This window comes from Sediminivirga luteola, assembly GCF_014639315.1.
GTDB classification, from domain to species: Bacteria; Actinomycetota; Actinomycetes; order Actinomycetales; family Brevibacteriaceae; genus Sediminivirga; species Sediminivirga luteola.
This window is the reverse complement of the sequence record NZ_BMFY01000015.1, coordinates 67,410-81,220: the sequence shown is the minus strand read 5'-3', so window position 1 is coordinate 81,220 and position 13,811 is coordinate 67,410. Positions and strand designations below refer to the sequence as shown.

Genomic DNA, 13,811 nt, shown 5'->3' with positions numbered 1-13,811 from the left:
CCCGGGGCATGATGTCCAGGCCGGTCAAAGCGCACCTGCGCCGGCCAGGGCGTAAAACGGCGATGCCGCCGGTGCCGCGCCCGTGAAGGGGCAGCACCGGCGGCATCGCAGGAGCGCTCAGGCGCGGAAATCGCCGAAGTCGTACTCCTCCAGCGGGATCGCGGTCCCGACGTCGCTGCCGACGCCGTAGCCCAGATCGCCGTAGGTGGCGTTGAACATCTCCGCCTTGGCCTCCTCGGTCGGCTCCACGATCAGATCGCGGAACCGCTGCAGGCCGGTGCCGGCGGGGATGAGCTTACCGAGGATCACGTTCTCCTTGAGACCGTTGAGCGGATCCGACTTGCCCTCCATCGCCGCCTCCGTCAGGACGCGGGTGGTCTCCTGGAAGGAGGCCGCGGACAGCCAGGACTCCGTGGCCAGCGACGCCTTGGTGATACCCATCAGCTCGTCGCGGCCCTGGGCCGGACGGCCGCCCTCGGCCAGCACCCGCTTGTTCTCGGCGAAGTAGCGGGAGCGGTTGACCAGCTCACCGGGCAGCAGATCCGTGTCGCCCGCCTCGATGACGGTGACCCGGCGCAGCATCTGCCGCACGATGACCTCGATGTGCTTGTCGTGGATGGCCACGCCCTGGCTGCGGTACACGTTCTGCACCTCGTCCACCAGGAAGCGCTCCACGGCGCGGCGGCCCTTGATCCGCAGGACCTGCTTCGGATCGACGGCGCCCTGCACCAGCTGGTCGCCGGCTTCCACGTGCTGCCCCTCCTCGACCAGCAGCCGGGCGCGGCGTGCGACCGGGTGCTCGATCTCCTCGGAGCCGTCGTCGGGAACGACGATCACGTAGCGGGACTTGCGGGAGTCGTCGATCTTGATCTTGCCGGAGGCCTCCGCGATCGGCGCGAAGCCCTTGGGGGTACGCGCCTCGAAGAGCTCCGTGACACGCGGCAGACCCTGGGTGATGTCACCGCCGGCGGAGGCCACGCCACCGGCGTGGAAGGTCCGCATGGTCAGCTGCGTGCCCGGCTCGCCGATGGACTGCGCCGCGACGGTGCCAACGGCCTCGCCGATGTCCACCAGATTGCCGGTGGCCAGGGAGCGGCCGTAGTGCACGGCGGAGATCTCCGCGTCGGTGTCGGCGGTCAGGACCGAGTGGACCTTGATCTCCTTGATGCCGGCGGCGATCAGCTTGGCCACGACCTCGGTGTTGACGTCGCTCTTGGCCGGGACGATCACCTCGCCGTCGGCGTCCACCACATCGGACACCGTCAGGCGGCCGTGGACGCTGGTCTCGACGTGCTCGTGCGGGACCAGGGTGCCGTCCGGCAGCTCCTGGGCGACCGGCAGCACGATGCCCTTATTGGAGTCGGTCGAGGCGTTGCGCACGATGACGTCCTGGGACACGTCCACCAGACGACGAGTCAGGTAGCCGGAGTCCGCGGTCCTCAGCGCGGTGTCCGCCAGGCCCTTACGGGCGCCGTGCGAGGCGATGAAGTACTCCAGGACGGAGAGGCCCTCACGGTAGTTCGACTTGATCGGCCGCGGGATGATCTCGCCCTTCGGGTTGGTCACCAGACCGCGCATACCGGCCAGCTGACGCACCTGCATCCAGTTACCGGACGCACCCGAGTTGACCAGCCGCAGAACCGAGTTCTCGGTCGGGAAGTTCCCCTGCATCGCCTCGGCGACGTCGTCGGTGGTCTGGGTCCAGAGCTTGATCAGCTCGGAACGGCGCTCCTCGTCGGTGAGCGCACCCAGGTCGAACTGCTCCTGGATGCTGGCGGTCTCCTTCTCCGCGGCTTGCAGCATCTCGTGCTTGCTGGCCGGGGAGACGATGTCGGACATCGCGACCGTGACACCCGATCGGGTGGCCCAGTGGAAGCCGTGCTCCTTGAAGTTGTCCAGGGTGTTCGCCACGATGACCTTCGGGTACCGCTCGGCGAGGTCGTTCACGATGGACGAGAGCTGCTTCTTGTCCATCGTGACCTCGACGTACGGGTAATCCTCCGGCAGCGTCTCGTTGAACAGCGCCCGGCCGAGGGTGGTCTGGATCAGCAGCGGCTGACCCGGCTCCCAGTCCTCGGGCACCTCGTGGTCCGGACCCGGGACGATGTCGTCCACGCGCAGGGTGATCCGCGCGCCGAGGTCCAGCTGCCCGCGATCGAAGGCCATGATGGCCTCGGCCACGGAGGAGAACGACTCGCCCTCGCCCGCGGAGCCCTCACGGATGGAGGTCAGGTGGTACAGGCCGATGATCATGTCCTGGCTGGGCATGGTCACGGGGCGGCCGTCGGAGGGCTTGAGGATGTTGTTCGAGGACAGCATCAGGATGCGCGCCTCGGCCTGGGCCTCCGCCGACAGCGGCAGGTGCACCGCCATCTGGTCACCGTCGAAGTCCGCGTTGAACGCGGAGCACACCAGCGGGTGGATCTGCACGGCCTTACCCTCGACGAGCTGCGGCTCGAAGGCCTGGATGCCCAGGCGGTGCAGGGTGGGCGCGCGGTTCAGCAGCACCGGGTGCTCGGTGATGACCTCTTCGAGGACGTCCCACACCTGGGCGTGCTTGCGCTCGACCATCCGCTTGGCGGACTTGATGTTCTGGGCATGGTTGAGGTCCACGAGCCGCTTCATCACGAAGGGCTTGAACAGCTCCAGCGCCATGTCCTTGGGCAGACCGCACTGGTGCAGCTTCAGCTGCGGGCCGACCACGATGACCGAACGGCCGGAGTAGTCGACGCGCTTGCCCAGCAGGTTCTGGCGGAACCGGCCCTGCTTGCCCTTGAGCATGTCGGAGAGCGACTTCAGCGGGCGGTTGCCGGGACCCGTGACCGGGCGGCCGCGGCGGCCGTTGTCGAACAGCGAGTCCACGGCCTCCTGGAGCATCCGCTTCTCGTTGTTGACGATGATCTCCGGGGCCCCCAGGTCGAGCAGCCGCTTGAGGCGGTTGTTCCGGTTGATCACCCGGCGGTAGAGGTCGTTCAGATCGGAGGTCGCGAAGCGGCCGCCGTCCAGCTGCACCATCGGGCGCAGCTCCGGCGGGATCACCGGAACCGCGTCGAGCACCATGCCCTGCGGGGAGTTGCTCGTGGTCAGGAACGCGTTGACGACCTTCAGGCGCTTGAGCGCACGGGTCTTCCGCTGGCCCTTGCCGGTGCGGATGAGCTCACGCAGCTTCTCCGCCTCGGCCTCCAGGTCGAAGTTCGCCAGGCGCTTCTGAATCGCCTCGGCACCCATCGAGCCCTCGAAGTAGATGCCGAACCGCTCCACCAGTTCGCGGTAGAGGGTCTCATCGCCTTCGAGATCGGAGACCTTGAGGTTCTTGAACCGGTCCCAGACGGTCTCCAGGCGGTCGATGTCGGCGTCCGCGCGCTTGCGCAGATTCGCCATCTCCCGCTCGGCGGTGTCCTTGAGCTTCTTCTTCGCCGCTGCCGTGGCGCCGTCCTTCTCGAGCGCGGACAGGTCCTCCTCGAGCTTCTTGGCGCGCCGGTCGAGGTCCACGTCCCGGCGATCGATCAGCTGCTTCTTCTCCAGATCGATCTGGTTCTGCAGCGTCGGCAGATCGCGGTGGCGGGAATCCTCGTCCACCGAGGTGATCATGTAGGCGGCGAAGTAGATGACCTTCTCCAGGTCCTTCGGCGCCAGATCCAGCAAGTAGCCCAGCCGGGACGGCACGCCCTTGAAGTACCAGATGTGCGTCACGGGCGCGGCCAGCTCGATGTGGCCCATCCGCTCACGGCGCACCTTGGCGCGGGTGACCTCCACGCCGCAGCGCTCACAGATGATGCCCTTGAAGCGGACCCGCTTGTACTTGCCGCAGTAGCACTCCCAGTCCCTGGTGGGGCCGAAGATCTTCTCGCAGAACAGGCCGTCCTTCTCCGGCTTGAGCGTGCGGTAGTTGATCGTCTCGGGCTTCTTCACCTCGCCGTGGGACCAGCGGCGGATGTCGTCGGCGTTCGCGAGGCCGATGCGCAGCTCGTCAAAGAAATTAACGTCGAGCACGTAGATCCTTCTCTTTCCTGACTGTCAGTCTCGTCAGTGATCGGTAGTGGTAGGGGTCTGAAACGAAAAGCGTGCGCTCCTCGTCAGACCTCTTCGACGGTGTTCGCCTCGCGGCGGGACAGATCGATGCCGAGCTCTTCAGCGGCCCGGAACACTTCCTCGTCCGCATCGCGCATCTCGATGTTGGAGCCGTCCGAGGAGAGCACCTCCACGTTCAGGCAGAGGGACTGCATCTCCTTGATCAGCACCTTGAAGGACTCCGGAATGCCCGGATCCGGCACGTTCTCGCCCTTGACGATCGCCTCGTAGACCTTCACGCGGCCCGGGATGTCGTCGGACTTGATGGTCAGCAGCTCCTGCAGGGTGTAGGCGGCGCCGTACGCCTCCAGCGCCCACACCTCCATCTCGCCGAAGCGCTGGCCGCCGAACTGGGCCTTACCGCCCAGCGGCTGCTGCGTGATCATCGAGTACGGACCGGTGGACCGTGCGTGGATCTTGTCGTCGACCAGGTGGTGCAGCTTGAGCATGTACATGTAGCCGACCGAGATCGGGTACGGGAACGGCTCGCCGGAGCGTCCGTCGAACAGCCGCGCCTTGCCGGTGGAGTCGATCAGCCGGTCGCCGTCACGGTTCGGCAGCGTGGAGTCGAGCAGACCGCGCAGTTCTTCCTCGTGGGCGCCGTCGAACACCGGCGTGGCCACCTTGGAGCCCGGCTCCGCCTCGCGGGCGGCCTCGGGCAGCTCGGCCGCCCACTCCGGATTGCCCTCGATCTTCCAGCCCTGCTTGGCGATCCAGCCCAGGTGCAGCTCGAAGACCTGGCCGATGTTCATCCGCCGGGGCACGCCGTGCGGGTTCAGGATCACGTCGACGGGGGTGCCGTCCTCCAGGAACGGCATGTCCTCCACCGGGAGGATCTTCGAGATGACGCCCTTGTTGCCGTGGCGGCCGGCCATCTTGTCGCCCACCGTGATCTTGCGCTTCTGTGCCACGTAGACCCGCACCAGCTGGTTCACGCCGGGCGCCAGCTCGTCGTCGTCCTCGCGGTCGAAGACCCGGACGCCGATGACGGTGCCGCGCTCGCCGTGCGGCACTTTCAGGGAGGTGTCGCGGACCTCGCGGGACTTCTCGCCGAAGATCGCGCGCAGCAGGCGCTCCTCCGGGGTCAGCTCGGTCTCGCCCTTCGGTGTGACCTTACCGACCAGGATGTCGCCGTCGGAGACCTCGGCGCCGATGCGGATGATGCCGCGCTCGTCCAGGTCCGCCAGCGCGTCCGGGGAGATGTTCGGGATGTCCCGGGTGATCTCCTCGGCGCCCAGCTTGGTGTCACGGGCGTCGACCTCGTGCTCCTCGATGTGGATCGACGAGAGCACGTCGTCCTGCACCAGGCGCTGGGACAGGATGATGGCGTCCTCGAAGTTGTAGCCCTCCCAGGACATGAACGCCACGAGCAGGTTCTTGCCGAGCGCCATCTCGCCGTTCTCGGTGGCGGGACCGTCGGCGATCACCCAGCCGGCCTCCAGGCGGTCGCCCTCGTTGACCAGCACGCGCTGGTTGTAGGAGGTGCCGTGGTTCGACCGGTGGAACTTCGCCACCTTGTAGGCGGTGTAGGTCCCGTCGTCGTTCTGCACGGTGACCTGATCCGCGGAGACCTGGGTGACCACGCCGGACTTCTGCGCGATGACCACATCGCCGGCATCGACGGCGGCACGGTATTCCATGCCGGTGCCGACGTAGGGCGACTCGGACTTCACCAGCGGCACGGCCTGCCGCTGCATGTTCGCGCCCATCAGCGCGCGGTTGGCGTCGTCGTGCTCCAGGAACGGGATCAGCGCGGTGGCCACCGACACCATCTGCCGGGCGGAGACGTCCATGAAGTCGATCTCGCTGGCGTGGATCAGCTCGGCCTCGCCGCCGCCGCCCTTGGGGCGGGCCAGCACCAGGTCCTCCTCGAACACCTGGTCGTCGGTGAGCGGCGCGTTGGCCTGGGCGATGTTGAACTCCAGCTCCTCATCGGCGGTGAGGTACTGGGTCTCATCGGTGACCTTGCCGTTCACGACCTTGCGGTACGGCGTCTCGATGAAGCCGAAGGAGTTGATCCGCGCGAACGACGCCAGCGAGCCGATCAGGCCGATGTTCGGGCCTTCGGGGGTCTCGATGGGGCACATCCGGCCGTAGTGGGAGGGGTGCACGTCGCGGACTTCCATGCCCGCGCGGTCGCGGGACAGGCCGCCGGGGCCCAGCGCGGACAGGCGCCGCTTGTGGGTCAGGCCCGCGAGCGGGTTGTTCTGATCCATGAACTGCGACAGCTGCGAGGTGCCGAAGAACTCCTTGATCGCCGCCACGACGGGACGGATGTTGATCAGGGTCTGCGGCGTGATCGCCTCGACGTCCTGCGTGGTCATCCGCTCGCGGACGACCCGCTCCATGCGGGACAGGCCGGTGCGGATCTGGTTCTCGATCAGCTCGCCGACCGCGCGGATGCGGCGGTTGCCGAAGTGGTCGATGTCGTCCACGGCCACGCGGATCTCCGCCGGCTCGCCCTCACGCACCCCGGCGACGGTCTCCCGGCCGGCGTGCAGGTGCACGATGTAGCGGATCGCGGCGACGATGTCCTCGGTGGAGAGCACGGAGTCGCTGAGCGGCACGTCGATGCCGAGCTTCCGGTTGACCTTGTAGCGGCCCACCTTCGCCAGGTCGTAGCGCTTCGGGTTGAAGTACAGGTTGTCCAGCAGGTTCTTGGCGGCATCGACCGTCGGCGGCTCGCCCGGGCGCAGCTTGCGGTAGATGTCGAGCAGCGCCTCCTCCTGGGTGTGGGCCGAGTCCTTCTCCATGGTCTCGCGGACGGACTCGAACTCGCCGAACTCCTCCAGGATCTGCTCGCCGGTCCAGCCGAGCGCCTTGAGCAGCACGGTCACGGACTGCTTGCGCTTGCGGTCCAGGCGCACGCCGACGAAGTCGCGCTTGTCGATCTCCAGCTCCAGCCAGGCACCGCGGGAGGGGATGATCTTGGCGGTGTAGATGTCCTTGTCGGACGTCTTGTCCGGGGTGCGCTCGAAGTAGGCGCCCGGAGAGCGGACCAGCTGGGACACGACGACGCGCTCGGTGCCGTTGATGATGAACGTGCCCTTGTCCGTCATCAGCGGGAACTCACCCATGAACACCGTCTGCGACTTGATCTCGCCGGTGTTGTTGTTCATGAACTCGGCCGTGACGTACAGCGGAGCCGAGTAGGTGATGTCACGCTCCTTGCACTCGTCGATCGAGTACTTGGGCGCCTCGAAGCGATGCTCGCGGAACGAGAGGGACATCGCGCCGGAGAAATCCTCGATCGGGGAGATCTCCTCGAAGATGTCCTCCAGGCCGGAGGTGGTGGGAACGGAGTCGTCGCCACGCTCGGTGGCCTCGATGACGCGGTCCTGCCAGCGTTCGTTGCCGATCAGCCAGTCGAAGCTGTCGGTCTGGAGGCCCAGCAGGTTCGGTACTTCAAGCGGTTCATGGATCTTGGCGAAGGAAATTCGCTCGGGCAGGTGAGAGGACTTCTCGTTTGGGCTCGCGGCAGCCAATGGGATCCTTCCGATGATTCTGCTTCGATTCGATCGTTGCTGGCCTCGGAATTATTCGACCCACCGCCATATGAAGGCACGAACAGGCACATTACAACGCAAAGATACAGTCTAGCGCGCCCCGGCTCTCCCCGCAAGGCACGCCGGGATGCCGCGCTCCCCCGGCCCGCGCCAGCACCAGCACCAGGAACCGTGGACCGCAGTCCCACGGGCCTTGCCGCCCCGTTCGGCGGCTGGTTGATCTGACCAGGCCGCGTTGCCCAGATATTCACGGTCGACGCGACTGTTTCGGCCATATCGCGGCTAGGACGGGCCAGGACGGTCTGAGCGGCGGCGGTCGTCCTGCCACGGGGTCAGTCGCGCGGCCTCAGCCGGACCTCTGGAAGGACCGGGGCGGGCAAAGGCGCCGGCGTCCCGGGCGGGAACGTGCCGAAGCGCCGGCCGGAGCCGGCGTCCTCCACCGCGCTCACGCCACCGGCGTCCTCCCCGCCCGCGGCTGCACCAGAGCCCTGAGCCGGAGGGGCCTTCCCGTCATCGCCGCCGGAGCCCGTCGCCGCGCCGGCGCCGGCATCGTCCTTGCCGATCTCGGATTGCCAGGCACGCCGGTAGGCGACGATCTCCTCATGCGAGCGGCCGATGAAGTTCCACCACATGACGATGCGCTCGCCGAAGGGCCTGCCGCCGATGAGGATCGCCCGCGCGGGGGCGTCGCCGGCACGGAGCAGCAGCCGGGACGGACCCGCGGGCAGATAGCCGAGCTCATCGCGGCCGAGCTGCCGCACGGCATCGGCGGCGCTCAGTTCCAGCGTCCCGGAGTCCAGCAGCAGCCCGTGCTCGTACTCCGGGTCGAGGTCCAGAGCCAGCTCGGCGCCGGCGTCGATCCGCACTTCCGCCGCCAGAGCCGGTACCCGTGTGTCGATCGGCGCGGCACGCCCGGCGAACGAGCCCAGGTAGGTCAGCACCGTTCCACCGGGCACGCCCACCGGCTCGGCGATGAAATGCTGCGACTGCGGCATCCCGTGGCGCAACGCGTCCGGCAGCGCGTACCACAGCTGCACGCCGTGCAGCGTGCGCGTCCCGTCGGCGGAGAACTCCGAGTGCGAGATGCCCCGTCCGGCGATCATCAGATTGACCTCGCCCGGGCGGACCACATTCGCGAAACCGGTCGAATCGATGTGCTCGATGTTCCCCTCCACCAGGAGGGTGACGGTGGCCAGGCCGGTGTGCGGGTGCCGCGGCACCTGCATGCCGCCGGTCGCGGCGACGTCGTCGGGACCGAAATGGTCGATGAAGCACCAGGGACCGATCAGCGAGCGCTGCCGCTGGGGCAGGGTCCGCCGGACCGTCATGGCGCGCGGCCCGCCGAGCGGGACGTCCCGGGGAGTGAGGACCTCGATCGACTCGGCGCAGGAGGCGGGCGCGCACTCTACCTCGGCGGGGCGGGCTTCGGGATTCGTCACGGCGTCTCCTCACCGGTCGCGGCGCTCGCCATTCTACCGGCCGTGACCCGCGCCTACCACGCGCCGTGACCCGTCCACGCCACGGACCGTGACCCGCGCCTACCACGGGCTCCGCCGCGAGGAGAAGACCGCTAGGAGAAGACCGCCAGGATGCCTGGGACGCTGAGCACCGCGACGTAGAAGCCCATGAACAGCACGCCGGCGTGGACCTTGACGATGCGGATGAGCATGCCGCCCACCAGGCCCACCGTGAGCGAGACCAGCAGGCCGAAGATCCCGCCCTCCCACAGGCTCACCACGACCACGAGCCCGACGAACGCGGCGATGATCGCCTCGTGGCTGACTTTGGTGACCACGAACCGGGCCGCGGCGTGCGCGTACCGCATGGCGAAGGGGTAGGCGATGATCGTCGCCAGCACCGCGGCCAGCAGGCCGTAGGCGAAGAACTGCGAGGTCGACAGGGCCGTGGAGAGATTGTCGATGGTCCCGGTCTCCGGGTTCGTCTCGAACACCGGCGGCGCGTTGAACAGCGGCGCGGCAGGACCGGCGGCCACGGGGCTGAGCGGCAGGCCGAAGGCGATCAGCGGGATGAGCGCCTCGGCGATGTACGTCGACTCGGTGGTGCCGTTCTTGGCGGTGAGGGTGCTGCTGAGCCGCTGGTAACCCTGCTTGATCCGCGCGCGCACCAGCTCGCCCATCAGCACGGTCATGGCGACCGGCGAGAACACGAAGGTGGCGGAGGAGATCGTTGAGGTGGCGGCCACCGCCGTGACCTGGCGCCGGTCGAGGATCCGGAAGGGGTTCGGGAAGCTGCGCGAACCGCCCTTGCGGAACCCGGTGTCCGGGGCGAGGTACACCTGGGAGGGTTCGTCCCGGCGCAGTTCGGCCCGGCCCAGCGGCGCCAGGACCGCGAACAGGTCGACGATCATCGGCCCGATCGCGATGCCCAGGAAGTAACTGATGGTGAGCGCGACCTCGTGCGTGCCGGTCCATGCCTGGAGGCCCAGGACGAGCGCCACGAACGGCACCAGCGCCAGCACGCCGGCCAGCTTGGCCGGCGAGGAGTACGCGATGCCGACCGCAGCCACCAGGAACAGCCACGGGGCGATGCCGCCGATGAAGTCCCCGAATGGCGAGAGCAGCCAGGCGAACAGCACCGCGGCGCACACCGCGATGAACGACGAGATCACCGCGCCGGAGACGGCCTTGCGCAGGGCGATATGCGGCACGCCCAGCGCCCGCATCCGGGCGGCGTCGTCCAGCAGCGGCACCGCCATCGTGTCCCCGGGTATGCCGATCAGCATCGTCGGGATGGCATGCGTCATGTGCTTGGAGATCGCGCCCGCCAGGAAGAACGTGAAGACGCCTGCCGGCGGCACGCCGATCAGGATGACCACGAGGGTCAGCGGCGCCAGCGTGGCGGTCTCGTCGGTGCCGGAGACCACGCCGATGAGGGCGAAGACGATGGCGCCGATGAGGCCCATCAGGATCGCGATGGGCAGTTCCTGGAGCAGGATCTCCATCAACGCTCACTCCCCTCGCGGGCGGCGCGCGCCTCAGCCTCACGGAAGACCTCGGTCAGGCCGGCCTCCTCGATCTCGCGGCGCGAGAGCTCGCTGGCCTCCTCCAGGGTGCCCAGCCCCTGCGGTTCGGCGGCCATTTCCTCGACGGCGGCGGCGATGCGTCCCGACTCGTGCGCGTCCTCGCTGACCACGCGGGCCGGCCGGAAGGCGATCGCGGTGATGAAGCCCGCGACGACGCAGCCGACGATGCCGGTCACCAGGGACCAGACGTCGATGAGCTCCTCCTCGCTGATGAACAGGCCGATGAGTGCGCGGCCCCCGTACAGCCCGACGAGCGCGCAGACGATGCCGATGACCACGCCGATGACGAGGCGGTTTCCCCTGACGGTGTCGTTCCAGACGAAGAGATACTGCCCCTTCGTCTCCCCGGAGGGGCCGGGAACGGGAGCCGTCCCGGGATCGCCGGGCGTGCCCGGCTCGGGTGAGCGCGACATTGCGTCCCCTTTCCTTCTCACGTGATGTGCCCGGCACCGGTGGTGCCGGGCGTCGTACTCGCTGCCGGCCTCAGGCCGACAGAGCTTTCTTCACCGCCGAGGCCGTGGTCCGCCCGAGCGCCCGGTCCACCGGATCCGAGGCACCCATCAGCGCCCGCAGATCGATGCCGGTGTCGTAGCCCAGGCCGTGCAGCATCCAGACCAGATCTTCCGTGGCGAGATTACCCGTAGCGCCGGGTGCGAACGGGCATCGTCCGAGGCCGCTGGCGGAGGCGTCGAACTCCGCGACGCCGGCCGGCAATGCCGCACGCACATTCGCCAGCGCCTGGCCGTAGGTGTCGTGGAAGTGCGCGGCCAGCCGCTCCCCCGGGATGCCGGCCGCGGCGAGCGCCTCCAGCACCGTCTCGACCTGCCCGGCGTGCGCCACGCCGATGGTGTCGCTGAGCACGACGACGTCGCTGCCGGCTTCGGCGAGCACCAGGGCGGACTCGACCACCTCGGATACGTCGACCGGGCCCTCCCAGGGATCGCCGAAGCACATCGACAGATAGCCGCGCACATGCCGCCCGGCGTCCTTCGCGGCGCGGGTCACGCCGACCGCCGCGGCGAGGCTCTCGTCCCGCGTCATGCCCATGTTCTCCCGGGCGAAGGACTCGGTGACGCTGGCGATGGCGGCGACCGCGTCGGCGCCGGCGGCGAGCGCGCGGTCCAGTCCGCGTTCGTTCGGCACCAGGCTGGTCAGCCGGACGCCGGGCGCGGGGCGGCCAATGCCCGCCACGACGGCTTCGGCGTCGGCCATCTGCGGGACCCGGGCCGGGTGGACGAACGCGGCTACCTCCAGCGAGGACACGCCGGCGCCGAGCAGCCCGCGGGCGAAACCGGTTTTGAGCTCCGCGTCCAGCGGGAGCGGTTCGGCCTGCAGTCCGTCCCGGGGCCCGACCTCGTGGATCCTCGCCCGCGCGGGCGCGCCGGCCGGCGGGCTGACGCGGGCGCCGGGTGGCGTGTCGAAGGAGTGCAGCGTCATCCGCCCTGCGCTCCCCGCTCCGCGCGCAGTTCCGCCAGGATCTCCTCGGCACGGTCGCTGCGGACAACACCGGAGGCCACCAGGCGGCGGGCGACCTCCCCGGCCTCGTCCGGACGGGCACCGGCGGCGATGGCCACCGTGCGGGAGTGCAGGGTCATGTGCCCGCGCTGGATGCCCTCGTCGGCCAGTGCCCGCACGGCGGCGAAGTTCTGTGCCAGGCCCACGGCGGCGATGATCCGGCCGAGCCGGTCAGCCGAGTCCGGGGCGACGACGCCTAAGGCCGCGCGGGCGGTGGGGTTGGAGCGGGTGGCACCGCCGACGAGTCCCACCGGCATCGGCAGTTCCACGGTCGCTTCGACGTCGCCGTCCGCGGTGGCTTCGAACCGGCTCAGTGAGGTGTAACCGCCCTCGCGGGCGGCATGCGCGTGGCATCCGGCCTCGACCGCGCGGGTGTCGTTGCCGGTGGCCAGGACCACGGCGGAGACCCCGTTCATGATGCCTTTGTTGTGGGTCGCGGCGCGGTACGGATCGGCCTCGGCCAGGGCCGCGGCGTCGAGGATGCGTTCGGCGACCTCTGCGCCGCCGATGTCCGCCGTGCGGAACACGGCCCGCGCGGTGACGAGCCGGCGGTCGGCCTTGTTGGTCAGGATCCGCATCAGCGGCGAGCCGCCGGTGAGTTCGCCGATCCGGGGCGCGAGCGTCTCGGCCATGGTGTTGACGGCGTTGGCGCCCATCGCGTCACGCACATCGACGACCAGGTGCACGACGAGGTGGGTGCCCCGCCGGGTCTCCACGATGCGGGCCACGACGTCCAGGCAGCCGCCGCCGAGTCTCCGCAGGACCGGGTCGACCTCGTTCGCGGCGGCCATGAGCTCCTCGCGGTGTTCCAGGACCGCGGCGCGGGCGCCGTGCGGATCGGGCAGGCCGGTGACCTGGACCTGGGCCTGCATGACCGGCCCGGTGGAACTGGTGCGGAAGCCTCCCGTGGCGTGGGCCAGGCGGGCGGCGTTGCTGGCCGCGGCCACGACGGACGGCTCCTCGGTGGCCATCGGCACGAAGACGCCCTCACCGTCGACGATGAAGTTGGTCGCCAGGCCCACGGGCACGCCCAGGACGCCGATGGCGTTCTCGATCATCAGGTCGGCGCCGTCAACGCTCAGGCCCTGCTCCGGCGCCAGCGCCGCCAGATCGACTTCGCTCAGTCCGGTGCGCTCCCGCAGTCCGGCGAGCCGCTCGGCGGGAGACAGATCTTTGATTCCCGACCATCGGGAACGGGGCATGGCGACCTTCCTTCGTGACGACGCTGTGACGAGCTTGCCGTGCGGCAGACCACCGGGCGGGCTGGGCGGCGGCCGCCGTGCGTGACCGCGCCGGGGCGCGGCCCGGACGCTTCACTCGCTTCCGCTCGGAGGCGGCGCGACGGACTTCCCGCCGCTTGGCGGCGCAGCAACGCGCACCTGCCGATGGCTGCTACCAACCTAGGAATGGCGAGCCAGGCGAGGTATGTGTGGCACACACACGATCACGATCGGAGAATGTGGCATGCACCCGATATGTCCGCCAACTGCGGGCAGGATTCAACGCCAGAGTTGAGCGCCAGAAGCTACTGGCAGGGCTTAACGCGAGAGTTCAGCGCCAGGGCTGCGGGCAAGACCCAGCACCAGACTCAACGACAGAGCTCAGCACCAGGAACCGTCGGCAGGGCTCGATGCGAGAGTTCAACGCCGGGAGCCTGCCCGCAGGGCTCCGTGCGA

Annotated in this window: 7 protein-coding genes; all 7 read right to left on the bottom strand. The window is 68.9% G+C overall.

Annotated features, from left to right (window positions below; translation table 11 throughout):
- Positions 1-117 precede the first annotated feature (117 nt).
- Positions 118-3,993: a DNA-directed RNA polymerase subunit beta' gene (locus IEW13_RS14710; protein ID WP_188551680.1), complete on the bottom strand. Its 3,876-nt coding sequence runs from the start codon at positions 3,991-3,993 to the stop codon at positions 118-120.
- A gap of 83 nt (positions 3,994-4,076) precedes the next feature.
- Positions 4,077-7,556 carry a DNA-directed RNA polymerase subunit beta gene (gene rpoB, locus IEW13_RS14705; RefSeq protein WP_188551679.1) on the bottom strand — a complete coding sequence of 1,160 codons (3,480 nt, stop codon included), beginning with the start codon at positions 7,554-7,556 and terminating at the stop codon, positions 4,077-4,079.
- A gap of 353 nt (positions 7,557-7,909) precedes the next feature.
- The gene (locus IEW13_RS14700) at positions 7,910-9,016 is read right to left on the bottom strand and encodes a pirin family protein (RefSeq protein ID WP_229745207.1); all 1,107 of its coding nucleotides are present in this window, start codon (positions 9,014-9,016) and stop codon (positions 7,910-7,912) included.
- A 131-nt stretch (positions 9,017-9,147) separates the two neighbouring features.
- A complete protein-coding gene (locus tag IEW13_RS14695) occupies positions 9,148-10,539 on the bottom strand; it encodes a tripartite tricarboxylate transporter permease (protein WP_188551678.1) in 1,392 nt (463 codons plus the stop codon).
- Positions 10,539-11,033, bottom strand: a complete 495-nt coding sequence (locus tag IEW13_RS14690; RefSeq protein ID WP_188551677.1) for a hypothetical protein — start codon at positions 11,031-11,033, stop codon at positions 10,539-10,541. The genes IEW13_RS14695 and IEW13_RS14690 overlap by 1 nt, the downstream gene beginning before the upstream one ends.
- Before the next feature lie 70 nt (positions 11,034-11,103).
- Positions 11,104-12,057 (bottom strand): hydroxymethylglutaryl-CoA lyase, encoded by a 954-nt coding sequence (locus IEW13_RS14685; protein WP_188551676.1) that lies wholly within the window; start codon positions 12,055-12,057, stop codon positions 11,104-11,106.
- Positions 12,054-13,337, bottom strand: a complete 1,284-nt coding sequence (locus IEW13_RS14680; protein WP_188551675.1) for a hydroxymethylglutaryl-CoA reductase, degradative — start codon at positions 13,335-13,337, stop codon at positions 12,054-12,056. Before IEW13_RS14680 ends, IEW13_RS14685 begins: the two co-directional genes overlap by 4 nt.
- Positions 13,338-13,811 lie beyond the last annotated feature (474 nt).